Origin of the sequence: Micromonospora sp. NRRL B-16802 (assembly GCF_001279555.1) — a bacterium.
In the GTDB taxonomy this organism is placed as follows: Bacteria; Actinomycetota; Actinomycetes; order Mycobacteriales; family Micromonosporaceae; genus Micromonospora; species Micromonospora profundi.
Genome location: NZ_LGEB01000001.1, coordinates 488,840 through 515,831 on the forward strand (window position 1 = coordinate 488,840; position 26,992 = coordinate 515,831).

Here is a 26,992-nt window from a genome sequence, read left to right on the forward strand (position 1 = left end):
GAGTACCCGACCGGTTACCATCACGGGGTCCCCCGTCCAAACCATCAGCGAAACGCCGGGGCCAGGTTTGGGCAGATGGACGACGTCACGGACCCATTGACACTGACCCTCGCGGTGGCGGAGCGGTGCCTGTCAAGGGCGGATGGGCGTCGGCGTGACCGCGCGCTGCACAACTTCTTCGGTCGTCAAGGGGCTGCGTGGATGGTGACTCAAGCACATCGGAGCCTGCATCTTGACAAAGCGTGCACCTTCTACGCCGGCGTAGAACTGACCGGCCCGCATCTTGCCAATATCTGGCACATCGGTGCCCTTCGCCCTCGCCACATCGCGGGCCGCCTCTATCTGGATCGGTGCGGTCAGGAGGCCGAAGAATTGGCTAGCGGCGTTGCCGGGTATTTGGTTGTGTAACGCCTTCGGAGCCTGTGTGGCGAAGACCAGGCCCAGCCCGTACTTACGGGCCTGCGAGGTCAGCGCCAGGGTGCTCTCCGTGCAGGCCGTGATGGTGCCGGATGGAGCCAGCGTCTGGGCCTCATCCATTACGAAGAGCCCACCCAGTGGCCTGTCACCGGCGGGATGGCGCTTGATCCAGGTGAAGAGGGCAAGCTGTAGCTGATTGACGAAGCTCTGGCGTTGGTGACCCTCGGGCAACCCGATGAAACTGATCACCGACACCCGGGCTCGTCGACCGGGCCTCGGGGTAAGCAGCTCACCGGGATCGACGGGGGTGCCGACACCGCCGAACAGCGGATCGTTGATAAGCGCGGCCTTGAGTAGCTGCGCCATTCCAGCCCCCAGCTTGGGTGCACCATCGAGTTGGCTCACCCCGTCCGGTAGATCGTTGAGCACCTCGGTGAACTCGTACAGGTCGTTCGCGCCGGTGCGGGCGTAGCTGATCAGTGCCTCGCGCAGCACGGCCCGGCCGAGCCGGGCCTTGTCCGTGCCGCCGTCCACCCGTGCATGCGGAGCGAGCGTGGCGACGGCGGCGTTCACGGCAGCGGTGAATCCGTCGGGATCGTCGAGGACGTCGGCGAACTTCGGAAGCGGCTGGAAGGTCAGCGGTCGGCCGCTCTGTCGCCCCGGCGTCCAGATCACGACGTCGGTGCCGGACAGGTACGCCTCGGCCCGGCGGGCATCGCCCGGCCCCCACCCGCCCGGCGGTGCCGGCCACGCCTCGCCGAGCCGGGCCAGGTCGTTGTTGGGGTCGAGGACGATCGCCGAGACGCCCCGCAGCGCGCACTCCTCGATCAGGCGGCGGATCAGGACGGTCTTGCCGGAGCCGGAACCCGCGAATATGACGGTGTGCCGCCGCAGTGACTCGAGGTCGATCCGCACCGGATCCGGCCGGCCGGCGACCGCGCCGAGGGGCAGTGAGAGAGGGTCGATCCCCGCGACCGGCTGGGCGTCGACACCCTGCGCCGCGGTTGCCGCTGTCGGCGCTGTCGGCCGGGCCGCCGGGTCGGCGTGTCCCTGTGTCGCCGGGACCGTTGCCCGTCCGACGATGTGCGTCGGTCGGGACGCATCGACCGCTCGCTTCGACGGGGGGTCGGGGTCGATCACGGCTGAAGTTCGCGGTGGTGCCACCGGCGCGCGGCGGACGCTGCCCAGAGCCTCCCGCAGGCAGGCGATGTCGGAGGCTGGCCGCCGATCAGCGAACCACGGCCGTAACGTCTCCAGGCCGTAGTGCTGGACAAGTTGTTCCAGGGCGGTCATTCGGCGGATGTCGTCCGCCGGGAAATCGAGCGTCCGGCCGCCGGCCCGTTCGAAAGCGTTCAGCACCTCCCGGGTACGGGCGCCGGACGACCACTGGGCGCTGCGCAGCAGGAACAGGCGCCGCTTGATGATTCCCTCGGTGAGCCCGGCGGTGGTGACGGCGTTGCGGATTCGGTTGAGCGCGGCGATGTGGTGGGGAGCGGAAACTGCTCGGAACGACCAGTGCTCCTCGTCCTCGGTCTCCTCGTCGAGGCTGTGCCGTAGCCGTGCGTGCAAGGCTGGCTTTCCACCGACGGGGAGCGGGTCAAGGCTAAATGCCTCAACGGCAGATCCCTGTTCGGCGATCCACGCGGTGAGCCCGGCCCGGAGCAACGGCGGAACCCGGGCGTCCTCGTACTGCTGAAGTGCGGCGGACTTGGGATCGGCCTCGGCGATCAGCTCCGCATATCTGGCGTCGATCTTGGCGAACTCGTTCGCCGTGTCGGTGTCTGCCGGAGCACGGACCACCGCGTTCGACTCGCCCACGACAGCGGCGTCAGCGTCGGTCGCGTGCAGCAGATGGCGTAGTTCCGTCACCTCGTCGGCGGCCAGGCAGGCCCGGACGTGCGTGTCGATACGGCGGAGCAGTTCGCGGGGCGTGAAGCCGACGACCTCATCCAGTGCGGATCGGTGGACAGGCCAGGTCGGGTAGGGCGGCCGGAAGCCGAGTTCGCCGAAGATCACCGCGAACCGCTTCTCCACCAACTCCCGCCCGACCTCGGTGGAGGGGATTTCCTTGAGGAAGGCAGCCTCCCTGAACCGGTCCTGTACCGTGTCGGTGGCTTGTTCCTTGATGTTCCGCCAGGTCTGAGGCAGGCACGACACCACCGAGAGTGAACGCCGGGTCGTCTCCCGCAACGCCATCAGGCCGCTGGCCACCTGCTCCAGCAGCAACGATGTCTGCCAGTCCGTCTCGCCCCGGACGTCCTGGTTGGTCGCCTTGACGGACTGGGCGACCATCAGGTCGATCTGGTCGACCGCGATCACCGTCGGTGCGACCATGGCCAGGAGTCGCGACGCGTCCCGGACGACCTCCTGCGGGGCCCGTCGGTTACGCCGCAGCCCCCACCCGGCCCGGGTGCCCGGCTCCTCCTCCTCCATCGAACAGAGGAAGTAGTAGCCGACGTCCTGCGTTCCCGGCGGCTCGGCGGCGTAGAGCACGAGCGCTCGCGCCGTGTCCTGACACTCCGTGCCGATCTGACGGTTCGCCTTGCGGATCAGGTCGACGAAGGCGTCGAGAGCGGATCGGCTCAGTTCGGTCTCGCCGGCGACGGCCCGGCGCACCGCCCGCGGTGCGCCGACCAGGTCGGCCAGCCGACGCAGGAACGTCCGAAGCTGCGTCGTTCCATCCGGCATCGGCCGGGCGAAGTCCGCCAGCATCGACATGGCGGTGCTGTGCCAGAACGCGCGAGCCTCCAGCAGAGCGACCAGGAAGAAGAATCCGCCGCGCCGTTGCACCTCCTCGCGGACCGTGCCGAGCAGGTGCGTCTTGCCGGTGCCCCGCTGGCCCAGGATGGCGACGCCTACCGGGCTGGAGTCGACGCTGCCGTCCGCTTCCAGGAAGCTGTCCAGCACCGTCTTGACCACGTCGTGATGCAGGCCTTCGACGTGGAACGGGGTCGCCTTCCACACGTCGTCCGGTGTCGGAGCCCAGTTGAACCTGAGCGCCGCTAGGGCCCGGCGTTCCTCGTCGGTCATCATGACGAGATGGCGATGAGGTGCTTGTCCTGGTTGCCGATGCTCACGGCTGCGGCCCGCTCCTCCGTCCTGAGTACCTTCTGATTGGATTCGGGCACGAGATGGACGTTGCGTTCCCGGTTCAGCTCGACGAGGGCGGCGTCGACCTCCGCGCGGGACAGGTCGGTCAGCGCCGAGCGCAGGTCGGCCAGCATGACGTAGTCGCCCGGGGCGGAGGCCAGTTTCTGGTACGCCTCCCGTACCAGCACGACCGGGTCGGCCTGCTGGCTCGTTGGTGCGTCGGACGACGCTGGCGGTGTTGGGGCCGTTACGACGTCGCTGGCGTTGATCTTCATCCGGAACAGATCATCGGCCCGGGCGCCCGAGTGGTCGATCAGCCTCCGCAGGAAGTCCAGGGCGACGTAGAGCGTCCCGCCGGGGGTGCCGGCGCCCTTTGGCGGCTCAGCCCCCAGTTCCTCGGCGGCCCGGTTCCAACCCTCGTCGGTCAACGCCAGGGTGATCGGTTTCTCAGTCACTTCGATCAACTTGAGAGACATCAACCGGCGCCGGTGGTCGGCCTTCAAGCCGATACCGGCGACATTGGTGAAGTACGTCTGCGGCAGCGGTGTCGCCTTGATCATGAGCGTGATGAGAATGCACCGGTCGACGAGCGTGAGTTCCTTTTCCGGCATGCGGATTCTCCTCTGCGGCACGCGCGTCTTCGCGATGATCGGGGCGATGGCGAAGACTCGAAGGGGTGGCCGTGCTTCCGGCAACGGGGGACGCACGCGCCCGGGCCGATTCTGCCGAGGGCGCGTTGCGAGCGCAAGGTCACGTTTCTGGCTGCAGAAAGCCGACAGTAGGCGTTAATGGATCTTCGGCAGTCCTGCTTGGATGGTGTGACTGGAACACCTGTTCGGGGTGGTGACAAGGGATCGGGTGCGGGGCCGTTGCCAAGAATCAATGGCAGAAGGCAGCATGGTTGACCTGCGAGAGGCGGGTCGGCAATTGTCGACCTGCGACATCTCCCGCGCCCTTCCCCGCGAAACATCACGGAGGCGACCGTGCAGTCTGAGGTGGTCCGTTACCAGGTCGACGACAAGACGGTCGCGTTAATCGAGGTCGAGCCGCCGGCCGGTTTCCAACCCGCCGGAATCGGCGATGTCGCCGGCTGGGTGCGGGAATCCGCTGCGCCCGCTGTTGCTGCCGCGAAGGAGCTGCTGGAGCAGGTGAAGATGGCTTCCCCGGATGCCGTCGAGGTCAAATTTGGGATCAAGGCCACCGGGACCGCGAACTGGGTGGTGGCCAAGGCCACCGGCGAGGCCAACTTCGAGGTCACGTTGCACTGGCAGGCTGCTGACTCCCCGGAGAACGGCACGAGGCCCCGGCGTTGACGGACGGCGATGTCCCGTGACGACCGTGGTCCCTGACGACAGCCCGTGGGCGGTCGCCCTTCATCGGGGGAACAAGCATGAGCCGGTCGGCACCGGCATCGTCATCGACACGAATCTCGTCCTCACCTGCCACCACGTGGCGTTCGCCGCCAACGGCACCCTGCACGACGACCTCTCGGTCGCCTTCCCCCGAGCGCCGAAGGTCAAATACTTCGACCGGCGCCAGGTCCGGCAGTGCCTGCATGACGGGGTCCGCTCCGCCCACGTCGACCTTGTCCTGCTCGAACTCGCCGAGCCGGTGCCCGCCACCGTGACACCGGCGAGGCTGCGCTGCCTGGAGCCCAAGCCATTGTCGGGTCGCCCGTTCTGGGCGTACGGCTATCCCACCGGAATCACCGGTGGCATTCCGGCCGCCGGCACCGTCACCGAGATCGGTGGTTGGGGACACGTCATGATCGACAGCGGCGAAGGTGGACCGCTGAGCAAGGGTTTCAGCGGCGGCGCGGTCTGGTCACCGGAGTACCAGGCGGTCGTCGGTGTCGTCGTCTCCGCCGATGGGAAGGGCAAGGGGCAGGCCCTCACGCTGCACCACGCCGACGAACAGCTGCCCGAGATGAAGCTGAGGGCGCTGTCGGCGTGGCGGATCGGGGATGCCGACGACACCGCGCTCTCGGCGTGGGGATGGACGCTCAGCACCGACGGAGAGGCCGGCCGCCACTGGCTGCCCCGCGCCCGGGGCGTGGCCGTCGACACCGAGGGCGGCGCCCGGTTCCGCGGCCGGACCACCGCCCTCCGACACGTGGTGGACTGGATCGACCGGCCGACGCCGGTCACCCGGCCGCTGATCGTCACCGGATCTCCCGGCGTCGGCAAGTCCGCCGTTCTCGGCCGGATCGTCACCACCGCGGACCCACAGATCCGCGCGCACCTACCCGGCGACGATGTCGCCGTCCGGGCCACACCCGACTCGGTCTCGTGCGCGGTGCACGCCAAGGGCAAGACCGCCGTGGAGGTGGCGACCGAGATCGCCCGCGCGGCCGCCGTTGACCTTCCCAGTGCGTCGGCCGACCTTGTCCCGGCCGTACGCGAGCGGCTGGAGCGACGTCCCGTCCGCTTCGCCCTGGTCATCGACGCCCTCGACGAGGCCGCCGACCCCGGCCACGCCCGGCAGGTCATCGACGACATCCTGCGGCCGCTGGCCCGTGACTGCGGCCGGTACGGCGTCCGGGTCGTGATCGGGACCAGGCGCTCCGACGACCGGGGCGACCTGATCGCCTGCTTCGGTGACGACGCCGAGTTGATCGACCTGGATACGCCGGAGTTCTTCGCCGAGGCTGATCTCGTCAACTACGCCCAGGCGACCCTGCGGCTGCTCGGCGCCGAGCGGCCCGCCAACCCGTACGCCGGCCCCGACGCCGCAGCGCCACTCGCCCAGCGGATCGCCGCGCTGGCCAAGGGAAATTTCCTCGTCGCCGGCCTCGTCGCGCGGGCACACGCCCTGCGCGACAGCGAACCGATAGACCCGGCCACGGTGTCGTTCACCGCGACAGTGGCGCACGCGTTGGACGCGTACCTCGCAGGCCTGCCGACAGCGGGCTCGACCTCCGCTCGTCTGGCCCTGACCGCTCTGGCGTACGCCGAGACACCGGGGTTGCCGCTGTCCCTGTGGCACGCCGCCGTGACGGCACTCGGCGGAACGGTCAGCGAGGCTGAACTCGGTGGCTTTGCCCGTACCTCGGCAGCGAACTTTCTCGTGGAGACGGGCGGCGGCGCACAGCCCGCCTACCGGTTGTTCCACCAGGCCCTCAACGACGCGTTGCTGGCAGACCGCGACGCACGGGCCCTGCGCCGTGATGACCAGCGCCGGCTCGTTTCCGCATGGGCCGACCTGGCCGGTGCGACCGGGTGGGGCGCCGCGCCCGATTATTTGTTGCGGTCACTACCCCAGCACGCCGCCCGGGCCGGTCTCATCGAGCGTCTGCTCGCCGACGAGGACTACCTGCGGCACGCGTACCTGGACCGGCTGCTCACCGTCGTCGACGCGGAGCAGGCGCCGATGGCGCCGACCGCGCGGGCGCGTGCCAGGCTCCTGCAGTGCACGCCGCTGGCGGTGTCGGCGGGCCCGGCCGAACGGGCCGCGCTCTTCTCTGTCGTCGACCGCCTCTACGGCCTGGGCAGTGGCATCGTGGCTGACGCGGCACCGTACCGCGCGCGGTGGGCGCACACGCCTCCTCGCCAGGAACGCAGCGTGCTCGACGGGCACTCGCAGGCCGTGTACGACGTCGCCGCCATCAAAATCGACAACCGTCGCTTACTCGCCTCGGTCGGTGACGACGGCACCGTAAGACTGTGGGATCCGCTGACGAACCAGGCCGAGCAGGTCTTCACCTGCCACGACGACACGATTCGCAGCGCCTGCGCCGTTCGGATGGGTGCCGGCGAGGTGCTGATCGCCACCGCCAGCCATGACGGCACGGTGGGACTGTGGGATCCGCGCACCGGTCACCGCCGCCACGAGCTGCGTGGACACCACGACTGGGTACGCAACGTCTGCGCCATTCCGCTGCCCGACGGTGATCTGCTGGCCTCGGCCGGGGACGACCGCACGGTCCGGGTGTGGGACCCGGTCACCGGCGCCCAGCGTTACCAGTTGACCGGCCACACCGGCTGGGTGACGGCGGTGACCTACGTACCGGCCGGCCGGCACCTCTTGGCCTCCACCGGCTACGACGGTGCGGTCCGGATCTGGGATCTGACCGCCGATGGTCGGCCGACACTGACTCTCACCGGCCACCTCGGCTGGGTCACCACTCTCTGCGCGGTCCGCGCGCCCGGGGGCACGCTGCTCGCCTCCGCGGGCTATGACGGCACGGTCCGCCTGTGGAACCCTCTGACCGGCGAACCGGTGCGGGTCCTCGAGACCGGTGGGCCGATCACCGACCTGTGCACGGTCGACGTCGAGGGCGGGTGCCTGCTGGTGTCCACAGGCGAGGACGGGCTCATACGGCTCTGGGAGGTGTCGACCTGGACGAGCCGTCCGAGCCTGCGAGGGCACGCGGCCTGGATCCGCGCGGTGTGCGAGCTGCGGACGGCGAAGAGCCGGATGCTGGCCACCGCCGGAGACGACGGCACGGTCCGGTTGTGGGACCCGGCTGGCGGCCAGCCGGATACTGTCGCCGATCAGGACCGGTTCGGCTCGGTGAGCGCGGTCTGTCAGGTGCCCGGCGGCGGGCCGGCGGTGGTGGCCGCGGGCGGGTCCGACGGCCAGGTTCGGTTCTGGGACTCCCGTACCGGCGAGCGGCTACTGGAGTTCAAGACGGAGGGCGGCGCGGTCAACGCGATGTGCGCGGCCGGTGACGAGGATGAATCCTTCGTCCTCACCGCCGGCGACACCAACCTGATCGAGACGTGGGACAGCCGGGACGGTTCGCAGGTACGGGAGATGGCCGGACACTATGCCCCTGTCGCGGCGGTCTGCCCGATCGTCGTCAACGGGGAGACCCTGATCGCCTCCGCCGGCGACGACCAGGTCATCCGGATATGGGACCCGTACACCGGTGCGGTGCGGAGGGTACTGCTCGGGCACGTCACCCGCGCCTGGGTGACCGCACTGGCCACCGTCAACTGGTCGGGCTTCGAGGCCCTCGCCTCTGCGGACAAGAGCGGCACCGTGATGCTGTGGGCCGGCGGAGAGACCCCGCTCTGGACCCAGCAGGGCCACCAGGACTCGGTCAACGCGCTTTGCGGCGTCACGGTGGCGGGCCGGCCAGCGTTGGTGTCGGCCAGCGCTGACCACGCCATCCGGATGTGGGACGCCGAGCGAGGTCAGCCGGTGCGGTGGTTCACGGGGCATCGCGGTCCGGTCACCGGACTCAGCCTGGTTGAGGTCGGGGGCCGATCATTGCTCGCCTCGACGAGCCGCGACCGTACGGTGCGGATCTGGGAGTTGATGACAGGCCGGCTCGTGCGGACGATTCCCGTCTATCATCCGGCACTCGCCTGCTGCACAGTCGGTGACACCCTGATGGTGGGTTTGGACCAGGGACTGCTGGCTCTCGCAATTAGCGGATGACGCGGCCTCTCGTGCTAACCCTGGTCACCAGCCCAGTCCAGCCCTGATCGAAGACGCTATCGGTGGGCCGCCAGAGCTCGAACCTACCTATGGGTTGCCGACGAACCGGCCGGATGGAGCCTGGTCCGAAGGCATCCGGGCTGCTGAGGAGCGCTTCTTGGTCTGGTTCGGCTAACACGGTTGCTGTACTTCGCTGCTGTACTGCTGGCGTCGGATCAGCCGCTGGATGCGGACCTTCGGGCGCTCATTCCTGAGGTGGGAGGCCGACCAGCACCGGCGCCCGCGCTGCCTCCTTGCTGCCTCGCTGCCTGAGGCTTGCTTACGAGTCCTGTGCAAATCGTCCGGTTGCTCACGCGCGTTAATGTGGCCCGTGATCGTATGGCTCAACGGCACCCACGGCGCGGGCAAGACGACGACCAGCTCGCTCGTGCAGCAACTGATCCCGGACTCCCGGGTGTTCGACGCCGAGAAGGTCGGCGAGACGCTGATGGACATCACGCCAGGGCTGCCCGAGACGGACAACTTCCAGCACTGGCCGCCGTGGCGGCAACTCGTCGTCGAGACCGCCCGCCGTGTGCTCGACTACACCGGCGGCACTTTGGTAATACCCATGACTGTCTTGGTCGAGCAGTACTGGTGCGAAATCAATACGGGCCTCGCCCGACACGCCATCCCGGTAAGGCACTTCGTCCTCCACGCTGATCAAGACACCCTTCGCCGACGTATCGAGGGAGAACACCCCGTTCCGTCACCGTTCCGTCTCAAGTACCTCGAGCCCTACGCCGAGGCGGCCCGCACGTGGCTGCATGCCGAGGCCGAGGTCGTCGACACCACGCACCTGACTCCCGCCCAAGCCGCCACGCAGGTCGTGCGACGAGCTACCGGGGAAGCTCAGGGGCCTAACTTCAGCTTGGGAATCGGAGATCGATCTACATTCTGAGTACCGCATCGCCTGGTTGAGGCACACGGAGCGTCCAGGTTGCCGCTGCCCGGGATGCCGCCGGTCCCGCCCAGCAGCCGTCGACCTCATCTTCACCGCCCGCTACTGCCGGCTGGTCGAGCCACGCAACGTCAACCGCTTCTGGGACCGCCGCTGTAACGCGGCCGGGATTCGGCGAATCGCCCGCCCGGGACGCCCGGCGGATCTGGGCCTCGCTCCTGGCCGACCTGGACGTCCACACTCGGGTAGCGATGCAGATCCTTCGGCACGCACAGTTCGCTCACCATGGAGATCTACACGGTGGTCTCCTCGGCGGCCACCCGCGACACCCTCAGGCGGCTCGGCCGCGCACTGGATTGGTAAGGCGCTACTGCCGTAAGAGCCGTCCTGACAAAGGGCAGCGGCCCTACAAAGGGCCGCTGAGCTACAGAGTGGGCCGCCAGGGACTCGAACCCTGAACCTATGGATTAAAAGTCCACAGCTCTGCCATTGAGCTAGCGGCCCGCGCGCTCAGGTTACCGGACGGTTCCCGCCGACGGCTCTCGGCTTCCGGTGGGCCGTCGATGCTTGTTGCTCTCCAGCACTCACCCGCACCCTGATTGTCACCGGGCCGGCGATGTGGCGGTGTCCGGCGTGGTGGGGCCGGGATGTCGGATGCAGAGTGGATCAAGTAGTTGATCGTGCATGGCGGGGGGCGGCTGGGGAACTGGGACGCGCATGAGCTTGAGCGGTAGCCCGGCGGTGGCGGCGTCCGGGGAGGAGATCGGGCCGGACGGCGTACGTCAGCCGGGCGGTGAGGTGCACGCCTGGCTGCCCGGCCAGAACCAGACGGTCTGCGGCCTGGCCCTGAGTCGGACCCGGCTGCGTCGCTTCCCGCATGTGCGCTTCGACTACTCGGGCACCGACGTGCTCACCGAGGCCGACGCGGTGGGCTGGATCTGCCCGCGCTGCCTGGCGGCCACGGCTGGCCGGCGTGGCAAGGAGAAGCACGGCTGGGTACGGAACTCCCCTCGGCCTTGATCGACTGGTTGAGCTGCTGCTGGACGGGTACGGGGTCGGACATGCGGATCGTGGTGGTGGGGGCGAGCGGCAACGTCGGTACGGCGGTGCTGCGTCGGCTGCGCCGGGAGCGGGGCGTGGAGCTGGTCGGGGTGGCCCGGCGGTTGCCCGGTCCGGACGCCGGCCCGCCGTACGACCAGGTGGAGTGGCACTCCTGCGACATCGGCGCGCCGGGTGCGGTGGGGCAGTTGACCGAGGTGTTCGCCGGTGCGGACGCGGTGGTGCACCTGGCCTGGCAGATCCAGCCCAGCCACGACCAGCGGGTGCTGCGCCGGACCAACGTCGACGGCAGCCGGGCGGTCTTCGACGCGCTGGTCCGGGCCGGTGTGCCGGCTCTGGTGTACGCGTCGTCGGTCGGCACCTACGCGCCCGGCCCCAAGGACCACCCGGTCAGCGAGCGCTGGCCGGCGACCGGGGTGCCCGGCTCGTCGTACAGCGAACACAAGGCGGAGGTCGAGGCGCTGCTGGACGGGATCGAGCGGGAGCATCCTGCGCTGCGGGTGGTCCGGCTACGACCGGGTCTGATCTTCCAGAGGGACGCCGGTACGGAGATCACCCGCTACTTCCTCGGCCCGTTCGCGCCGGTACGGCTGTTGCGCTTCGGCCGGATCCCGTTGGTACCTGCCAACCGGCGGCTGCGGATGCAGGCGGTGCATGCCGACGATGTGGCTGATGCGTACGCCAGGGCGGTTCTGGGTGATGCGCGCGGCGCCTTCAATGTCGCCGCGGACCCGGTGCTGACTCCGGAGCTGGTGGCCCGGCATTTCCACGGCTGGACGGTGCCGGTGGCGGCGCCGGTGCTGCGGGCGGCGGCGGCGCTGACCTGGCGGGCGCGGCTGCAACCGGTCGACGCGGGCTGGGTGGAGCTGGGCCTGAACGCGCCGCTGATGTCCAGCGAGCGCGCGGAGACCGAGCTGGGCTGGCAGCCCAAGATCGATGCGCTCACCGCGCTGAAGGAACTGCTCATGGGGATGGCCGGTGGCGACCACACCGGCAGCCCGCCGCTGTCCGGAGCGCACGACCTGCCGGGCCGCCCCGCAGGCCTGCTGCGTGCCCGCACGGCAGGCGAAGGCAACCCCTACTGATCGACCAGCCCGCCGCCAAGGCCAGCTTTCGCCGCACGAACAGCCCTGCCGCACGAACAGCCCTGCCGCACGAACAGCCCTGCCGCACGAACAGCCCTGCCGCACGAACAGCCTCACCACGCCCGCCAGCCCGCCGCACGACCAGCATCGCCGCCCGGCGCGCGGCCAGCCTCAGCCACGGTCAGGCGAGCTTCGAGCCTGTCACTGTGGGGTTGCGGGCGCCCAGGAAGAAGATGCCCGGATAGCCGCGAGTTTCGAACTTGCCGCTCGGGTTGCGGCGCAGGGTGGAGTTTTCGATCTTCATCGTGCCGGTGCGGTTGTTGCTGACGAAGAAGACCGCGCCGCCACCCTCGTTGGCCTTGTTGTTCTCGATGATCGTGCCGGCGATCCGTACGGTGAACTCGTTGCCGTCGCAGTAGATCGCGCCGCCGCTGCCGCCGCCGGGCGTACCGGACTTGGCCGGGTTGGCGCCGTTGCCGATGGCCTCGTTGCGGCTCAGCACGCTGTTGAGCACCACCCACGACACGCCGATGCTGCTCAGCGCCCCTCCGTTCGAGCAGGAGCCGCCGTTGAAGGTGCTGCCCACCACGTACACCGGTTTGTTGTCGTACTGGCTGAGCACCCGGATGGCCGCGCCGCCCAGGTCGGGGCCGGTACGGTCGCAGCGGTTGTCGACGAACCGCGAGTTGACGACCTTCAGCCGCCCGCCGCGTACGAAGATGGCTCCACCGCCGCCGCCCTCGGCCCTGTCGCCTGTGGAGTTGCCGTCGGCCAAGGTCAGGTTCTGCACTGTGAGCTGCGGGTGATCCTGGTTCTGGCAGTGCGAGGTGGTCCAGCCCTGTGCCTCGTCGCAGGTGTTCATGTAGAGGATGCGCCGCTTCCCCTGGCCGCTGAGGGTGACCTTGCCGCCGCCGTCCAGGACGACCTTCGGCCCGTTGGCGTTGCGGACCTTCGCGGTGGCGGCCATCTTGATCGTCGCGGGTGCCGGTCCACAGTCGAACGCGATGACGCCGCCGGCCGCGACAGCCTTCACCACCGCCGCGGAGGTGCAACTCGCCGGGGTGCCGGTGCCGATGGTCCGGGTCGGCTTCGAGGTGTCCACCGCGCGTGCCTCCGCAGGCACGACGGCCTTGCCGTTCGGGTTGCCAGCGGCGAGCGGCTTCGCCGCAGGCCTCGGGCTCGCGCTGGCCCCCGGGCCGCCGAGACCGTCACGGCCCGTCGGTGCGACGCCCTGGTCGCCGGTCACCATGCCCTCCGGCATGTCGGACGGTGACGCGGCCGGCGCTGGCGTGTTGGACGCGCAGGCGGGCAGGGTCGCGGCGGCGACACCGAGGACGAGCAGGGCGGCAAGCGACGACAGGCGCACCCAGTGATGCTAGGAGCCGCGACGACGCCGGAGCGAATCCGCCGGGCCGGTTTAACCAACTGCTAAAAGTCGGCGAACAGGTACGGCACCGCGCGGGGGAAGATCCCGCGCAGCTCGGCTGCGGCGTCCACAGGTACGTCGCCGAGCCCGCGCAACGGAAGCTCGGCGGGGTCCAGCACCCCGTACGCCAGGGCGGAGAGCCCGGCGGCGGTGAGCGTTGCCGTCGGCAGCCGGGCGCTGTCGTCGGGCAGCAGCTCCAGCGCGCCGGTCGTACCGTCAAGCAGGTGGCTGCCGGCCAGCCACCGGTCCCCGGTCAGCTCGACCCGGACCCGGCCCGGGCCTGCGGACAGCCCGCTCAGCGCGTCCAGCGACAGCAGCCGGGCCATCGGCGCGGACGAACCCGGCCGGCCCGCCCGCACCTCGACGTGTACGTCCAGGTCGGTGCGCCACAGCTCCGGCAACTCGTCCGGCGGGACCTGGACGGTGACTCGGTCGACCTGGTCGACGTGCCGGGCGAAGAACTGCAACAGCAGCGTCCGGGCGAGCGGGTCGGCGACCAGCAGCTCGTTGCCGATGAGCGTGCCGCCGTGGCCGTCGATCCGGTACGTGAGCACGCCGGTGACCTCGCCGTCCACCCGGGCCGTGAGCAGCCAGTGCTCGTCGCGGTCGCGCAGGCCGACGTCCCGATAGTCCGGGAAGATCGAGAAGCCGTGGCGTTCCGCCAGGCAGCGTTCGGTGAACGCGCGCCACGCGGGATAGCCGGCGCGGATCCGCTCCCAGCCCACCTCGCCGGGCAGCTCGGCGCGGACCAGCGACCCCAGATCGGCCGGCGTGAACGCGACTGTGCGCGGCTTGGGCAGCCCGATGTAGCCGAACCGGGCATAGAAGCTGGGCCGGAACGGGTAGAGCGCTGTGAGCTGGTGCCCCTCGTCGCGCATCTCGTCGAGGAGTTGGTGCAACAGTCCTCGGACGTGCCCCTGCCGGCGGGCCAGCGGATGGGTGGCCACACCGGCGACGCCGGCCATCGACAGCACCGACCCGCGCAGGTTCTGCCGCATCGGGATGGCTGAGGCGGCAGCCAGCGTCTCGCCGTTCTCCTCGACGGCCAGCGTCGTGTTGCCCTGGTGGTAGGGCAGGTAGTCGCGGAACTCCTCGACCCGGGCGGCACCGAGCGGCGACGACTCGAAGGCGTACGCGGCCAGCGGGAAGCTGGTTGTGAGACGCTCGTCGGCCGTCACCCGTCGGATGGTCATCCGCCCATCCCAACCGGTGCCGGCATCCGCCGCAACCGGATTGCGCCCAGGTCAGCGGGTCGTGACGTCGGAGACCACTACCGTGACGTTGTCCGGGGCGCCGGCGTGGTGGGCGAGCTTCACCAACTGCTCACCGCACTGCTGACGGTCGGCGTACATGCCCAGCGTCGCAGCGATCGCCTCGTCCTCGACGTAGTCGGAGAGCCCGTCGCTGCACAGCAGCAGCCGGTCGCCGGGAACGACTGTGAGCACACCGACCGCCGGTGGGGTGTCGGCACCCTGCACGGCCCGGGTCACCAGGGACCGCTGCGGGTGGTGCCGGGCCTGATCGGGGGAGAGCGTGCCCTGGTCGACAAGTGCCTGCACGAACGTGTCGTCGCGGGTGAGCTGGGTCAGCTCCCCGTCGCGCAGCAGATAGCAGCGGGAGTCACCGACCTGGGCCAGCACGAGCGTCTCGCCGGCCAGCAGTGCCGCCGTGAGCGTGGTGCCCATCCCCTCGCGGGCCGGGTCGACGGTGATGGCGGCGTGGATGCGCTGGTTGGCGGTGCTGACCACGGCACGCAGGGCGTCGGCGGCCCCGTCGGGGTCGGTGGGCGGTGCCAGCTCGTCCAGAATCCGGATCACGATCTCGCTCGCCACCTCACCCGCGGGCAGCCCGCCCATGCCGTCGGCGACGGCGATCAGGCGGTCACCGGCGAGGGCGGAGTCCTCGTTGTTGGTGCGAACCAGACCGATGTCGTTGAGGATGACCGAGCGGAGGATCAGCGTCATGGGGACAAGCTTGCCAAGAACACCCCGCCTTCGTCTCTACGCACTACTGCGTAGGGTGAAGAAATGATGCCGGTGTCCATGGTTGGACGCGCCGGCGAGCTCGCCGAGCTCGACCGGGCATGGTCCGCGGTGGTGTCGCCGCGCCGGCCGGCGCCGAGCGTCGCGGTGCTCACCGGCGCGGCCGGAGTGGGCAAGAGTCTGCTGGTCGCAGCCGCCGTGGACGCCTTCACGCCGCGTCCCGCGCTGATCCTCTCCGGCGCCGCCCGGGTGCACGGCCCCGCGCCGTACGACTGGCTGGCCGCGGTACTCACCGGTCGGGACACCAGCCGGCTCGGCCTACCGCCGGACGCGCTGGCCTGGTTGGCCCAGCAGCCCACAGCACCCCGCGAGCGGTACGCGCCAGGCACCCTGCTCCGCCTCGCCGTGCGGACCGTCCAGTTGCTCGTCGGCGCCGGTCCGGCCGTACTGGTCGTGGACGATCTGCACGCGCTCGACCCCGCCAGCGTCAACCTGGTCGGTGAGTTGGCCACCGTTGCCAACCTGCCCGCCCTGCTCGTGGTGGCGAGCCGGCCGCCGGCCGACGCGGTGGCACCGGAGCTCACCCGCCGCGCGCTGGCCCGGCTCACAGGCGTCCGGGGCGCCGTCCGCCAGCACCTCGGCCCGCTGCGTCCGGCCGAGGTCGCCGAAATCCTGACCCAGGTGTACGCCGGCAGCCTTCCTTCCGGCCGAGTGGTCGCCTCGGTCTGGCGGTGCACAGGCGGCAACCCGTACGCCTTGACCGAACTGCTGGCCGCGCACGTGGGAGAGGGGCCGGACGCGCTGCTGCGACGGTTGCCCGGCCCGCGCCAGCCGACAGCAGCCGTCGGCCGGGTGGCGGAAGCCGACCCGGTCGACGCGCCGCTGGACGTGGAGCTGACCGCCCGGGAGATCGAGGTGCTGGGCTGCCTCGTCGCTGGCATGTCCAACAAGCAGGTCGCGAAGGCGCTCGGCATCTCGGTGCGTACGGTCACCGTGCACGTGTCGAACCTGCTGCGCAAGACGGGCTCGGCGTCGCGTACCGAGGTGGCGCTCTGGGCCGTTCGGCAGCGGCTGTCGGTTGCGGCTCCGGTGGACGGCTAAGCCAGCCGCGGACAGCGCTGGGCTCGGGTTACTCCTCGGGTGGCAGGTCGGTCACGTCGACCGTGAGGCTCACCCGGCCGTCCGCGACGGCGGCGATCCGGTCGGCGGGGACGTACACGGCTCCGATGCCGGCCGACTCCGTGGAGACCTTCAGGTAGCCGGTGTGCAGCAGTCGCGCCGCCAGATCGGCCGGTACGTCCGGCTCCTCCACTGCGGTCGCCTCGATCAGCTCGTCCAGGCTGCTGCCCGGGTCGGCCGTCGGCGACTGCACGGTCACCGCGTTCGGGTCACCCCGCTGGACGAGGTCCACGGTCCCGATCTCGGTGCCGGCGACGTCGATCACCGGCATCCCGGTGGTGATCCGCGAGATGGTCGCCTGCTGCGCGTCCTGCTGGTCCATTTTTCAGCGGTTCCCGGGGTGGCGCGTCGCTAAACGCCGTCGCCGACCCGCTCGACCCGCTGTCAGCCGGGCAGCGACCGCCGACGGGGCGATCGGCCCGGAGAGCGTGATGACTCTGAGGTATCAATATGCCTCAGAGTCATCACCGTCGAAAGCGCTACCGCCTCCCGCGTCCGGAGCGGCGGACGCCGCCGGGGCCGCGATGGGCCGCCGGGCCGCGATGGGACGCCGGGCCGCGATGGGCCGCCGGGGCCGCGATGGGCCGCCGCCCCGCCGCCTCGCCCGCTCAGCTGTTCGGGAGGGTCCAACCGCCGGGTGGACGCGGGGACAGCTCACGCCAGGCGTCCGAGCCGTCGAGCAGCGCCCGGATGGTCTCCTCGGCCTCGTCCGCACTGCCGTACTCGTAGAACCTGGAGATGCCCTCGGCGCCGCCGGCCCGCTGCTCGACGTGCCACCGGTCGGCGTCCACCCGCAGGAAGACGTCCCGTCGGGCCAGCCGCCCCCATTTCCCGTTCCACCAGTGCTTTCGCTGCTCCATGGCGGGACTCTATCGAACACACGTACGAGAAAGTGCGGCCCCTGCGGGAATCCCGCAGGGGCCGATATGCATCCAGCCGGATCAGCGCGGCGCCGGCGGCTCGGTGCGGCGACCCAGCACGTCGTCAAGTGCGCCGCGCTGCTGGCCCGGGGTGGCGTGCCCGGCGGAGACCAGGGCGTCCCGGATCTCGGTGAGCAGCTTGACCTCCTCGCTCGGCGCGGAGGGCGGCGGCTCCTCGCCGCGCTTGCGCCGCTCGGCGAGCTTGTTCATCGGGAACACCACGAGGAAGTAGAGCGCCGCCGCGGTGAGCAGGAAGGTGATCACCGCGTTGACGAAGCTGATCCAGTCGAACTCGACGCCGCGGACCGTCCAGGCCGCGCCCGCGAGGCCGTTGTCCTTACCGGTGATCAACAACACGATCAGCGCGATAAGCGGCTTGAGGAACGCGTTGGTCAGCGACGTGACCACCGTCGTGAACGCGGCACCGATGACGACACCGACCGCCAGGTCGACGACGTTGCCGCGCATGATGAAGTCTTTGAAGCCCTTGAACATCCGTACTCCTGAGGTGGCCCGGTTTCCGTCGGGGACAACCTATGCCCCCGCCACGGGCTCCAGAAAAGCGCCGGCTTCGATGGCTGCCAACGCCGGGTCGCCGGCCCGGATCGCCTCGACCAGCCGGGTGTGGTCGACGTAGCGCTCAGGGGTGAGCGCGTCACCCATCGCCTGGGCGACGGTGCTGCGCAGGGCGGTGCCGACCGAGGCGTACAGCTCGGCGAGCATGGCGTTGTGCGCGGCGGCGACCACCACCGTGTGCAGGGCCGCGTCGGCCTCGACGAACGCGTCGACCTGGCCGCCGCGCCAGGCCGCCTCACGTTCGGCGAGCGCGCCGTCGAGCGCCGCCAGGTCCTCCGGGGTACGCCTCAGCGCGGCGAGCCGGGCCGCTTCCACCTCGAAGGCGCGCCGTACCTCGACGACCTCGGTCATCCGGTCGTCGCCGAGTCGGCGGGCCACCACCGGCGCCAGTTCGTCGGTGGACACCACGTACGTGCCGGAGCCCTGCCGGCACTCCAGCACGCCCGCGTGCTGAAGCGCGCGGACGGCCTCGCGGACGGTGTTGCGCCCGACACCCAGCGCGGCGACCAACTGTGGCTCGGTGGGGATGCGCCCGCCGACCGGCCACTCGCCGCCCAGGATCCGCGACCTGAGCTGCTCGATGGTCTGACGGACCCGGTGCCCGCGCGGCGGCACCAGCGGCGCTGCGGGGGAATCAACTGAGGGTGGCACTGGTTACATCACCGGTCCCGAATTCATCCCATGATTGTAGGTTAGAGGTCATGACCCCGCCACCTACCGCCGCTCCGGCGGCGCCCGCTCCCGTCGCCCTCCCCAATGCGGGTGACACCCGCGCGGGCCGTCGGGTCCCACCGGCGACCGGAGGCGCGCTCGTACTCGTCGGGATGCTGTTGGTGGCGCTCAACCTGCGCGCCGCCGTCACCAGCCTCGGCGCGCTGCTCGACGAGATCCGCGACGGGCTGGGGCTGTCCGGGGTCACCGCAGGCCTCGTCACCACCCTGCCGACAATCGCCTTCGCCGGCCTCGGCGCGCTCACCCCGTGGCTGGTCCGCAAGGTGGCGCCGGCCCGGGTGCTGGTGGTCGCCATGTTCGCCCTGGCCCTCGGTCAGGTGCTGCGGGTCCTCACCGACTCGACCTGGGTCTTCGTCCTCACCAGCGCACTGGCGCTGGCCGGCATCGCGGTGGCGAACATCCTGCTGCCGATGCTCGTCAAGCAGCACTTCCCGCACCGCACCGGCCTGGTCACCGGGGCGTACACGATGGCTTTGACAGTGGGCACGACGGTGGCCGCGGCGACCGCGGTGCCGATCGCGCACGCCTTCGGGTCGTGGCGGGCCGGTCTGGGCATCTGGGCCGCGCTCGCCGCGCTGGCCGTACTCCCGTGGGTGCCGCTGGCGCTGAGGACCCGGGCGGCCGCGCGGCGGGCGACCCCGACACCGCGCCCCGCCGCGTCGGCCCGGATCAGGCCGGAACGGACCCGGCTGGGCTGGGCGATGGCCATCTACTTCGGGGCGCAGTCACTCAGCGGGTACGCGATCATGGGCTGGCTGGCCCAGCTCTTCCGGGACGCCGGCTACCAGCCGGAATCGGCGGGGCTGCTGCTCGCCGGGGTGACCGCGCTCGGCGTGCCGATCGCGCTGCTCATGCCCACCGTGGCCGGCCGACTGGCCACCCTGCGTCCGCTGGTGCTCGGGCTGACCGCCGCGTCCGCACTGGCCTACCTGGGGTTGGCGATCGCCCCGCACAGCGCCGCGCTGCTCTGGGTGGCTCTGCTGGCGATCGGCCAGGGGGCGTTCCCGATGATCCTGACCGCCATCGGCCTGCGCTCCCGCACCGCCGAGGGGACCGTGGCGCTGTCCGCGTTCGCGCAGAGCACCGGGTATGTGATCGCCGCCCTCGGCCCGCTGATGGTCGGCATCCTCTACGAGGTCACCGGAGGCTGGACGGCGCCGCTCGGGTTCCTGCTGGCCGCGCTCGCAGTGCAGACGACAGCGGGCATGGCGATCGCTCGTCCCCGCTACGTCGAGGACGAGTGATCAGCCGCAGCGGTCAGGAGGAGGCCGGTGTCGGTTCGCCGGCTACTGCCTCGTCCACCGTCGGGTACGTGTGCAGCACCTCGACCAGCCCGCTCACCTCGAGGATGCGCAGCACGCCCCGCTGAGGGGCAGCCAGGCGCACCACGCCGCCGGCTTCGTCGCAGCTGTTCTTGGCCCGCACGAAGACCGACAGACCTGTCGAGTCGCAGAACGAGACCTCGGCCAGGTCGAACACCAACCGGCTACGGCCCTTGTCGAGCAGGTCGGTGATCTGGTCCTGCAACTGCGGTGCTGTTGCCATGTCCAGTTCGCCCGCGACCGACACGACGACCACGTCGCCGCGTTGTTCCGTGTGCACCGTCAAGGACATAAGCCAGACCTCCTGTTATCGGGGGAACGGTATCCCACGACGAGTGTCGTACGCAGATCGGGCGGCAAGATCCGGTGGCCGTCGTCATTCCGTTGCTACGGAGCAACTAGCTCTACGGCCCCCGGTGATAGAGTCCGGCCGGTCCAGGTCGAGGGGGGTTTTCGCAATGGCGTTGAACGCCGAGGAAAGTGGTCGACTCGCCGCGCTGCTCGGCGGCCACGCCGAGCGGGTCACGCAGCGATGGACCGAGATCATCGCCGGTTCGCTGCGCGGCCGGCTGAGCCAGGCCGAGCTGCGCCGGCAGGTGCAGGACCTGCACCACGCCATCGTCACCACCGGTCGACAAGGTGCCATCGACCTGTCCGCCGACAGTGCTGCCGAGCTGCGCGCAGCGCTCTCCGAGCTGTCCCGGGGCAGGGCCCGGCAGGGGTTCTCCGCCACCGAGACCGCGATCAGCATCTTCGCGCTCAAGGAGGTGCTGGTCCCCCTCGTCGAGGAGGTCGGCGGCGACGACAAACTGCGCGACTACGTGGCCTTCTCCGGTCTTGTCGACGAGATGGGCCTGTTCACCTTCGAGAGCTTCGTCCGTACCCGGGAGAGCCTGATCGCCGACCAGGCCGAGCAGCTGCTCGAACTCTCCACGCCGGTGGTCAAGCTCTGGGAGGGCGTGGTCGCCGTCCCGCTGGTCGGCACCCTGGACTCCGCCCGGGCCCAGGTGGTGATGGAGCGCCTGCTCCAGACCCTTGTCGACACGGGCTCCCCGTACGCGATCATCGACATCACGGGCGTGCCGGCGGTCGACACCCAGGTCGCCCAGCACATCCTGAAGACAGTGGTGGCCGCCCGGCTGATGGGCGCCGACTGCATCATCTCCGGCATCCGCCCGCAGATCGCGCAGACCATCGTCGCCCTCGGCATCGAGTTCGGCGACATCGCCACCAAGGCGAGCCTCGCCGACGCGCTGCGCCACGTGCTGCGGCTCAACGGGGTGGAAACCGCGCGTCGCCAGTCACGCCGGGACGCCTGATGGAGCGCGTGCCGATCCTCAAGATCGGCGACATCCTGCTCGTCTCCATCCAGCTCGACATGTCCGACCAGACGGCGGTCCAGCTCCAGGAGGATCTTGCCGAGCGGATCGTGGCCACCGGCTGCCACGGCGTCATCATCGACATCACCGCGCTGGACATCGTCGACTCGTTCGTCGGGCGGATGCTCTCCACAATCGCGTCGATCTCCAAGGTGCTCGACGCGGAGACGGTGGTGGTCGGGATGCGTCCGGCCGTCGCCATCACACTGGTCGAGCTGGGGTTGTCGCTCAACGGCATCCGTACCGCCCTGAACGTCGAGCGGGGCATGGAGCTGGTCGCGGCGGCTCGCGGCGACGAGTCAGACGACCAGTACGACGACGACGCGGACGCCGAGACGGCCAGGCCATGACCGTTGGCGTCGACGTGGGCCCGCCGCAGGCGCAGTCGATCCGCAGCGACGAGGACGTGGTCCGCGTCCGGCAGCTGGTGCGTGCCGTCGCGGTGGCTGTCAAGCTGTCCCTGGTCGACCAGACCAAGGTGGTCACGGCGGCGAGCGAACTGGCCCGCAACACCCTCGTGTACGGCGGTGGTGGCTCCGTCGAGGTGACCATCGTGGACAACGGCCGACGTAAGGGCGTACGGATCGTCTTCGCCGACTCCGGGCCCGGCATCGCCGACCTCGACCTGGCCCTGACCGACGGCTACACCACCGGCGGCGGCCTCGGCCTCGGGCTCAGCGGGTCTCGCCGGCTGGTTGACGATTTCGAGATCGAGACGTCGCAGGAAACCGGCACGCGCATCACGGTCACCAAGTGGTCCCGGTGAACGGGGACCCGATCACTGACAGTGGCCTCTGGTTCCGGGTGGAGGCCAGCAGCACCGCCAGCGCCGTACGACGCGCCGCCGAACGCCTCGGCGCGCAGCTGGAGATGGCTCCGGCGCGCATCGCCGACCTGGCCATCGTCGCGGCCGAGCTGACCAGCAACCTCGTCAAGCACGCCGACGAGGGCGTCCTGCTGCTCCGGCCCGTCCGCCGCGGCGGAGAGGCCGGCGTGGAGCTGGTGGCCATCGACTCCGGCCCCGGCATGGCCGACCTGACCGTCTCGTCCCAGGACGGGCACTCCACCACGGGCACGCTCGGCATCGGCCTCGGCGCCATCGTCCGCCAGGCCAGCTCGTTCGACGGGTACTCGCTCCCGGGGCGGGGCACCGTACTCGCTGTGCAGGTCTGGCCGGCGGCACCTCCCCGGCCGTCCTGGGCCGGCGCTCTCACCCGGCCACTGACCGGCGAGACGGTAAGCGGCGACGGGTACGCCGTCCGGGTCGTCGAAGGGCGGCATCAGGTGCTGGTAAGCGATGGCCTCGGGCACGGCCCGCTGGCTGCCGCCGCGACCGAGGCGGCGCTTGCCGCGTTCCGTGACGCGCCGGCCAGCCCACCCGCGGCTGTGGTCAGCCACCTGCACCGGTCCATGTCGTACACCAGGGGTGCCGCCCTGGCGGTGGCGGAGCTGGTGCCCGAGGAGGGCGTGCTGCACTACGCCGGCCTGGGCAACATCGCCGGAATGGTTGTCGAGGGCGGCGGTCAACGTCGTGGGCTGGTATCGCTGCCCGGCATCGCCGGGCACCAACGGCCGACCGTCCGGGGGTACGACTATCCGTTCGGTCCCGGCGCGCTGCTGGTGATGCACAGTGACGGCGTGGTCGACCGCTGGCGGTTGACCGACTACCCGGACATCGCCGGCCATTCCCCGCTCGTGGTGGCGGCGACACTGCTGCGCGACGCGGGCACACGCCGCGACGACGCCTGCGTACTGGCCGCGAGGTCCTGGACATGAGTGGCGAGCCGGGCGCGCTGCCGTTGCTGCAGATGACGCTACGGGTAGAGCATGACATCTTCGTGATCCGTCAGCGGGGTCGCGAGGTGGCCGCCGTGGTGGGCCTGGAACACCAGGACCAGGTCCGCATCGCCACCGCGCTCAGCGAGGTCGCCAGGGACCTGCTGCGAGCCTGCGGTGGCGCGGACGTGTCCTTCCACATCGACGCCGGCCCCGACGGCAGGTTCCACCTGGGTGCCGACCTCGCCCCGGTGACCCCTCTGCCTGGCGGTCGGTACGAGCCGCAGTCCGGCGCGGTGTCCCGCCTGGTCGACAGACTGAGCGCGGCGACCGTCGAAGGCGTTACGGTCGTGAGGATGTCCCGACGAGTCCCGGCCAACGCGCCGACGCCGACTCCGGAGCGCCTCGCCGAGTTCCGTGCCGAGCTCGGTTTGAGCGCTCCGTCCAGCGCGTTGGACGAGTTGACGGTGCAGAACGGGCAGCTGATCGCGGCTCTCGACGAGGTGCGCAGCCAACGCGACGAGTTGGCAGTGCTGAACGAGGAGTTGGCCGAAACCAACCGTGGCGTGCTGGCGCTCTACAACCAGCTCACCGAGGAGTTGGAGGAGACCAACCGGGGTGTCGTCGCCCTATACGCGGAGCTGGACGAGAAGTCGGCCCAGTTGCGCGGGGCGAGCGAGTCCAAGAGCCGGTTCCTGGCGAACGTGAGCCACGAGCTGCGCGCTCCCGTAACCGCGATCATCGGGTTGGGGCGGTTGCTCTCCGACTCCGCCTCCGACCCGCTCACCGCCGAACAGGCACGCCAGGTCGGTCTGATCCGTTCCTCGGCGTCCGACCTGCTCGGCCTGGTGAACGAACTGCTGGATCTGGCAAAGGCGGAGTCCGGCCGGATCCAACCGGACTGGGCGGACGTGGATCTGCGCCCCGTCTTCGGCCAACTGCGCGGTACGCTGCGCGCGCTGGCCACCAGGCCGGAGGTGGAGTTGGTGGTGGAGGAGCCGATCGCGCCGGCCGTCCTGCGTACCGACGAGGTGCTGCTCGGCCAGGTGCTGCGTAACCTGCTGCACAACGGGCTGAAGTTCACCGAGCGCGGCGAGGTGCGGCTGCGCGCCCGGCGCCGTGACGACCGGTGGGTCTTCGAGGTCAGCGACACCGGCCCGGGAATCGCCCCCGAGCTGCACGAGCGGATCTTCGAGGAGTTCTATCAGGTGCCGGGCGCAACCCGGGTCGGTGGCACCGGCCTCGGCCTGCCGTACGCCCGGCGGTTGGTGACCCTGCTCGGGGGGACGCTTGAGCTGAGCAGTGAGCCCGGTCGGGGCAGCACTTTCACGGTTTCCCTCCCCTCCGGCGGAGCGTGACGGTGGAGGGCGGGGCGGCGACCGTCCTGGTGGTCGATGACAGCCGCACCAAGCGGTACCTGCTCGTCAGTTGGCTGACCCGTGCCGGGTTCACGGTGCTGGAAGCGGAGAACGGCGCCGAGGCGCTGGTCCGGGTCGACACGGACCGGATCGACCTCGTGGTGCTCGACGTCCGGCTGCCCGACCTGAGCGGCTACGAGGTGTGCGAGCGGATCAAGGCGTCCCATCCGGCGACGCCGGTGATCCACGTGTCCGCGCACGCGGTGGACGTCGCCGACCGCGCCCAGGGGTTGACCCGAGGCGCGGACGCCTATCTGACCGAGCCGATCGAGCCGGAAGAGCTGATCGCCACAACCCGGGCGGTGCTGCGTTACTACCAGGCCCGACAGCGCGCCGAACTGCTCGCCGAGCGACTGCTCGGGCTCGCCGACACGACTGTGGCAGTACACGCCGCGCCGAATTTCACGCGGTTGCTGGAAGTTGCAGCGGCGGGCGCTGCGGAGATCTTCAAGAGCCCGGCGGCGGTGATCGCAGAGACGTTCGACGGTGACTGCCTCGCCGGGATCTGCGCCGGCCCTGGGGCCGAGGCGACAATCGTGCCGTGGATCGTCGATGACACCGGCGTCCCGACCGGCGCCACGGTCCGCGTGGAGGCTCCGGCGAACTGGGCGCTCATCGAATGGCCGGCCGACGACTCGGTGACTGTCGCCGCCGCGCGGCTGCGGGACGATCGCGCGCCGCTGTACGTGGTGGTCCCGACCGCCACCCAGACCGCCCGGACTCCGGTGCTCGTGCAGCTCGCCCAAGCGGTGGCGGCGGCGGTGGAGGCTCAACGCTCGTTCGACGAGGAGCACCGCATCGCCGTCACCCTGCAACGCAGCCTTCTTCCGCGCCGGCTGCCCGAGGTGGCAGGGCTGGACCTCGCGGTGCGCTACGAGCCGGCAAGCGCGCAGACCGAGGTGGGTGGCGACTTCTACGAACTGGTGATGCTCGACGGGCATCTCCTGCTGGCGATCGGTGACGTGGCCGGCCACTCGCTGCACGCCGCCACAGTGATGGCCGAGCTGCGGCACGCGGTGCGGGCGTATGCGGTCGAGGGGCACCAGCCCGGCGAGATCCTGCACCGGGTCAACGAGCTCATGCGGACCCTGCTGCCGAACGAGCTGGCCACGCTCTGCGTCCTGCTGCTGCACCCGCCGAGCGGTCGGGTCCGGCTGGCCAGCGCCGGCCATCTGCCGCCGGTGCTCACAATGGACGGCAAGATCGAGTTCGTGCAGCACTCGGCGCCGCTGCTCGGCGTTCGCGCGCCCCGTCCCGCCGACCTGGAGTTCGTGCTGCCCGCCGGTGCCACGCTCGTGTTCTACACCGACGGGTTGATCGAGCGCCGGGACGCCACGATCGACGAGGGGATGGCCGCGCTCGCCGCAGTGGCAGTCACAGTGGACGAGGATCTCAACCGGTTCTGTGACCGGCTGCTGACGCAGTTGGCCCCACCGAAGATCCACGACGACGTGGCCGTTGTCGTGCTGCGCCGCCGCTGAGTCGACGTCAGCGTACCGACCGGGCGTACGCGGCGGGTGACACACCGGCGACGGCGGTGAAGTCGCGCACCAGGTGCGCCTGGTCGCTGTACCCGAGGTCGACGGCCAGATCCGCCCAGTTCAGCGGGCCACCGGCCGCCTGCTCGACTGCCTCCTGAAGCCGGTAGCGGCGGATCACCCACTTGGGGCCGACCCCTACGTACTCGGTGAACAGCCGCTGTAGCCGGCGGACCGGGAGGTCGTGACGTGCGGCGAACTCGTCGACGCGCAGCACGGTGCGGTCCGTCCGGATCGCCTCGGCCAGCGCGATGGCCTCCTCGGCGGCCGGGTCGGGCTCGGGCGCCCATGCGGTGAGGGCGGCGTCCAGCGCGCGGCGGCGGTCCTCGTCGGTGCCCGCGCAGACGTCGAGGTCGGGCCGTCGCAGCCGGCCGGCGGGCAGCGGCAGACGGCGACCTGTCAACTCGGCGATCGACCGCCGCCAGAACGGGCGGAACCCGCCGGGGCGGAACTGGACGCCGCAGACCCGGCCCGTGCCGGTCAGCGTGATCCGGAACAGGTCCAGGCCGACACCTGCCACCTCCCCAACCTCGGGTACGCGGCCGTCGCCTCCGCTGTCGTCGCGTTGGAACACCACGTTGACCGCCGGGTGTGGCACCACCCGCTGCTCGAACGGTGCGCTCAACGCCCAGTCGATCAACCAGTAGTGCTCGACCCACTGGCGCAGCGGCTCGGCCGGCAGGTGTCGGCGGAAGCGGACCTCGCGCAGCAACCGCGCGGGGTCGAGAATGCCCCGGCTGTCATCGCGCGGTCGCTGTCGCATTTCTT

24 protein-coding genes and 1 tRNA gene are annotated in these 26,992 nt (G+C 70.4%); 13 read left to right on the plus strand and 12 right to left on the minus strand.

Features of this window, described 5'->3' with window-relative positions:
* Positions 1-132 precede the first annotated feature (132 nt).
* Both ADK66_RS02335 and ADK66_RS02340 read right to left on the minus strand, forming a co-directional pair.
* A complete protein-coding gene (locus ADK66_RS02335) occupies positions 133-3,450 on the minus strand; it encodes an ATP-binding protein (RefSeq protein WP_053652098.1) in 3,318 nt (1,105 codons plus the stop codon).
* Positions 3,447-4,214, minus strand: a complete 768-nt coding sequence (locus tag ADK66_RS02340; protein ID WP_231639870.1) for a hypothetical protein — start codon at positions 4,212-4,214, stop codon at positions 3,447-3,449. The genes ADK66_RS02335 and ADK66_RS02340 overlap by 4 nt, the downstream gene beginning before the upstream one ends.
* A 276-nt stretch (positions 4,215-4,490) precedes the next feature.
* On the opposite strand from ADK66_RS02340, the gene ADK66_RS02345 reads away from it, so the two are divergent.
* The 3 genes from ADK66_RS02345 to ADK66_RS02355 all read left to right on the plus strand — a co-directional run bounded on the left by ADK66_RS02345 (position 4,491) and on the right by ADK66_RS02355 (position 9,832).
* Entirely contained in the window at positions 4,491-4,820 is a 330-nt protein-coding gene (locus tag ADK66_RS02345; RefSeq protein WP_082377132.1) for a CU044_2847 family protein, read from the plus strand.
* 16 nt (positions 4,821-4,836) lie between these two features.
* Positions 4,837-8,892, plus strand: coding sequence for a trypsin-like peptidase domain-containing protein (locus ADK66_RS02350; RefSeq protein WP_197281400.1), 4,056 nt, complete (start codon positions 4,837-4,839; stop codon positions 8,890-8,892).
* A gap of 370 nt (positions 8,893-9,262) precedes the next feature.
* A complete protein-coding gene (locus tag ADK66_RS02355; protein ID WP_053652103.1) occupies positions 9,263-9,832 on the plus strand; it encodes an AAA family ATPase in 570 nt (189 codons plus the stop codon).
* Between the two features lie 432 nt (positions 9,833-10,264).
* Here the strand turns inward: ADK66_RS02355 and ADK66_RS02360 are convergent.
* A tRNA-Lys gene (locus tag ADK66_RS02360) sits at positions 10,265-10,336 on the minus strand.
* Positions 10,337-10,549: 213 nt separating this feature from the next.
* Between ADK66_RS02360 and ADK66_RS02365 the strand changes: the two genes are divergently transcribed.
* Both ADK66_RS02365 and ADK66_RS02370 read left to right on the plus strand, forming a co-directional pair.
* Positions 10,550-10,852 (plus strand): hypothetical protein, encoded by a 303-nt coding sequence (locus ADK66_RS02365; RefSeq protein WP_053652104.1) that lies wholly within the window; start codon positions 10,550-10,552, stop codon positions 10,850-10,852.
* Positions 10,853-10,893: 41 nt separating this feature from the next.
* Positions 10,894-11,976: an NAD-dependent epimerase/dehydratase family protein gene (locus ADK66_RS02370; RefSeq protein WP_053652106.1), complete on the plus strand. Its 1,083-nt coding sequence runs from the start codon at positions 10,894-10,896 to the stop codon at positions 11,974-11,976.
* Positions 11,977-12,157: 181 nt separating this feature from the next.
* Here the strand turns inward: ADK66_RS02370 and ADK66_RS02375 are convergent, their stop codons facing one another.
* The 3 genes from ADK66_RS02375 to ADK66_RS02385 all read right to left on the minus strand — a co-directional run bounded on the left by ADK66_RS02375 (position 12,158) and on the right by ADK66_RS02385 (position 15,366).
* Positions 12,158-13,342 carry a hypothetical protein gene (locus tag ADK66_RS02375; protein WP_053652108.1) on the minus strand — a complete coding sequence of 395 codons (1,185 nt, stop codon included), beginning with the start codon at positions 13,340-13,342 and terminating at the stop codon, positions 12,158-12,160.
* A gap of 62 nt (positions 13,343-13,404) precedes the next feature.
* Positions 13,405-14,595: an enhanced intracellular survival protein Eis gene (gene eis, locus ADK66_RS02380; protein ID WP_053652110.1), complete on the minus strand. Its 1,191-nt coding sequence runs from the start codon at positions 14,593-14,595 to the stop codon at positions 13,405-13,407.
* Positions 14,596-14,646: 51 nt separating this feature from the next.
* The gene (locus tag ADK66_RS02385; RefSeq protein ID WP_053652112.1) at positions 14,647-15,366 is read right to left on the minus strand and encodes a PP2C family serine/threonine-protein phosphatase; all 720 of its coding nucleotides are present in this window, start codon (positions 15,364-15,366) and stop codon (positions 14,647-14,649) included.
* A 63-nt stretch (positions 15,367-15,429) separates the two neighbouring features.
* Between ADK66_RS02385 and ADK66_RS02390 the strand changes: the two genes are divergently transcribed.
* A complete protein-coding gene (locus ADK66_RS02390; protein ID WP_053652114.1) occupies positions 15,430-16,485 on the plus strand; it encodes an AAA family ATPase in 1,056 nt (351 codons plus the stop codon).
* Positions 16,486-16,513: 28 nt separating this feature from the next.
* Here ADK66_RS02390 and ADK66_RS02395 read toward each other — a convergent pair whose 3' ends face one another.
* From ADK66_RS02395 to ADK66_RS02410, 4 genes are all read right to left on the minus strand, one after another.
* The gene (locus ADK66_RS02395; protein WP_053652117.1) at positions 16,514-16,885 is read right to left on the minus strand and encodes a hypothetical protein; all 372 of its coding nucleotides are present in this window, start codon (positions 16,883-16,885) and stop codon (positions 16,514-16,516) included.
* Positions 16,886-17,171: 286 nt separating this feature from the next.
* Positions 17,172-17,423, minus strand: coding sequence for a hypothetical protein (locus ADK66_RS02400; RefSeq protein ID WP_053652119.1), 252 nt, complete (start codon positions 17,421-17,423; stop codon positions 17,172-17,174).
* Positions 17,424-17,504: 81 nt separating this feature from the next.
* Entirely contained in the window at positions 17,505-17,978 is a 474-nt protein-coding gene (gene mscL / locus ADK66_RS02405) for a large conductance mechanosensitive channel protein MscL (protein ID WP_053652121.1), read from the minus strand.
* A 39-nt stretch (positions 17,979-18,017) separates the two neighbouring features.
* Positions 18,018-18,710, minus strand: a complete 693-nt coding sequence (locus ADK66_RS02410; RefSeq protein ID WP_053652123.1) for a FadR/GntR family transcriptional regulator — start codon at positions 18,708-18,710, stop codon at positions 18,018-18,020.
* Between the two features lie 50 nt (positions 18,711-18,760).
* Here ADK66_RS02410 and ADK66_RS02415 point away from each other — a divergent pair, with 50 nt between their 5' ends.
* A complete protein-coding gene (locus ADK66_RS02415) occupies positions 18,761-20,035 on the plus strand; it encodes an MFS transporter (RefSeq protein WP_053652125.1) in 1,275 nt (424 codons plus the stop codon).
* 13 nt (positions 20,036-20,048) lie between these two features.
* Here ADK66_RS02415 and ADK66_RS02420 read toward each other — a convergent pair whose 3' ends face one another.
* Entirely contained in the window at positions 20,049-20,405 is a 357-nt protein-coding gene (locus ADK66_RS02420) for an STAS domain-containing protein (RefSeq protein WP_053652127.1), read from the minus strand.
* Between the two features lie 166 nt (positions 20,406-20,571).
* Between ADK66_RS02420 and ADK66_RS02425 the strand changes: the two genes are divergently transcribed.
* Genes ADK66_RS02425 through ADK66_RS02450 form a run of 6 tightly spaced genes read left to right on the plus strand, consistent with a single transcriptional unit; the run spans position 20,572 to position 26,167 of the window.
* Positions 20,572-21,432: an STAS domain-containing protein gene (locus tag ADK66_RS02425; protein ID WP_053652129.1), complete on the plus strand. Its 861-nt coding sequence runs from the start codon at positions 20,572-20,574 to the stop codon at positions 21,430-21,432.
* Positions 21,432-21,842 carry an STAS domain-containing protein gene (locus ADK66_RS02430; protein ID WP_053652131.1) on the plus strand — a complete coding sequence of 137 codons (411 nt, stop codon included), beginning with the start codon at positions 21,432-21,434 and terminating at the stop codon, positions 21,840-21,842. Before ADK66_RS02425 ends, ADK66_RS02430 begins: the two co-directional genes overlap by 1 nt.
* Positions 21,839-22,258 carry an anti-sigma regulatory factor gene (locus tag ADK66_RS02435; RefSeq protein ID WP_053652133.1) on the plus strand — a complete coding sequence of 140 codons (420 nt, stop codon included), beginning with the start codon at positions 21,839-21,841 and terminating at the stop codon, positions 22,256-22,258. The genes ADK66_RS02430 and ADK66_RS02435 overlap by 4 nt, the downstream gene beginning before the upstream one ends.
* Positions 22,255-23,268, plus strand: a complete 1,014-nt coding sequence (locus ADK66_RS02440; protein ID WP_082377158.1) for a SpoIIE family protein phosphatase — start codon at positions 22,255-22,257, stop codon at positions 23,266-23,268. The genes ADK66_RS02435 and ADK66_RS02440 overlap by 4 nt, the downstream gene beginning before the upstream one ends.
* Entirely contained in the window at positions 23,265-24,626 is a 1,362-nt protein-coding gene (locus ADK66_RS02445) for an ATP-binding protein (protein WP_053652137.1), read from the plus strand. Before ADK66_RS02440 ends, ADK66_RS02445 begins: the two co-directional genes overlap by 4 nt.
* A gap of 2 nt (positions 24,627-24,628) precedes the next feature.
* Positions 24,629-26,167 (plus strand): SpoIIE family protein phosphatase, encoded by a 1,539-nt coding sequence (locus tag ADK66_RS02450; RefSeq protein ID WP_053652139.1) that lies wholly within the window; start codon positions 24,629-24,631, stop codon positions 26,165-26,167.
* Between the two features lie 7 nt (positions 26,168-26,174).
* On the opposite strand, the gene ADK66_RS32615 is transcribed toward ADK66_RS02450, so the two are convergent.
* Complete coding sequence (locus ADK66_RS32615) at positions 26,175-26,987, minus strand: AraC family transcriptional regulator (RefSeq protein ID WP_053652141.1); 813 nt, start codon at positions 26,985-26,987, stop codon at positions 26,175-26,177.
* Positions 26,988-26,992: the final 5 nt, after the last annotated feature.

What these genes read in the sequence shown, in the direction of transcription:
- ADK66_RS02390 (WP_053652114.1), top strand. Translation starts at nt 15,430, where the DNA reads ATGATGCCGGTGTCCATGGTTGGACGCGCCGGCGAGCTCGCCGAGCTC.
- ADK66_RS02425 (WP_053652129.1), top strand. Translation starts at nt 20,572, where the DNA reads ATGGCGTTGAACGCCGAGGAAAGTGGTCGACTCGCCGCGCTGCTCGGC.
- ADK66_RS32615 (WP_053652141.1), bottom strand. Translation starts at nt 26,987, where the DNA reads ATGCGACAGCGACCGCGCGATGACAGCCGGGGCATTCTCGACCCCGCG.
- ADK66_RS02370 (WP_053652106.1), top strand. Translation starts at nt 10,894, where the DNA reads ATGCGGATCGTGGTGGTGGGGGCGAGCGGCAACGTCGGTACGGCGGTG.
- ADK66_RS02445 (WP_053652137.1), top strand. Translation starts at nt 23,265, where the DNA reads ATGAGTGGCGAGCCGGGCGCGCTGCCGTTGCTGCAGATGACGCTACGG.
- ADK66_RS02430 (WP_053652131.1), top strand. Translation starts at nt 21,432, where the DNA reads ATGGAGCGCGTGCCGATCCTCAAGATCGGCGACATCCTGCTCGTCTCC.
- mscL (WP_053652121.1), bottom strand. Translation starts at nt 17,978, where the DNA reads ATGTTCAAGGGCTTCAAAGACTTCATCATGCGCGGCAACGTCGTCGAC.
- ADK66_RS02435 (WP_053652133.1), top strand. Translation starts at nt 21,839, where the DNA reads ATGACCGTTGGCGTCGACGTGGGCCCGCCGCAGGCGCAGTCGATCCGC.
- eis (WP_053652110.1), bottom strand. Translation starts at nt 14,595, where the DNA reads ATGACCATCCGACGGGTGACGGCCGACGAGCGTCTCACAACCAGCTTC.
- ADK66_RS02395 (WP_053652117.1), bottom strand. Translation starts at nt 16,885, where the DNA reads ATGGACCAGCAGGACGCGCAGCAGGCGACCATCTCGCGGATCACCACC.
- ADK66_RS02415 (WP_053652125.1), top strand. Translation starts at nt 18,761, where the DNA reads ATGACCCCGCCACCTACCGCCGCTCCGGCGGCGCCCGCTCCCGTCGCC.
- ADK66_RS02400 (WP_053652119.1), bottom strand. Translation starts at nt 17,423, where the DNA reads ATGGAGCAGCGAAAGCACTGGTGGAACGGGAAATGGGGGCGGCTGGCC.
- ADK66_RS02420 (WP_053652127.1), bottom strand. Translation starts at nt 20,405, where the DNA reads ATGTCCTTGACGGTGCACACGGAACAACGCGGCGACGTGGTCGTCGTG.
- ADK66_RS02365 (WP_053652104.1), top strand. Translation starts at nt 10,550, where the DNA reads ATGAGCTTGAGCGGTAGCCCGGCGGTGGCGGCGTCCGGGGAGGAGATC.
- ADK66_RS02335 (WP_053652098.1), bottom strand. Translation starts at nt 3,450, where the DNA reads ATGATGACCGACGAGGAACGCCGGGCCCTAGCGGCGCTCAGGTTCAAC.
- ADK66_RS02385 (WP_053652112.1), bottom strand. Translation starts at nt 15,366, where the DNA reads ATGACGCTGATCCTCCGCTCGGTCATCCTCAACGACATCGGTCTGGTT.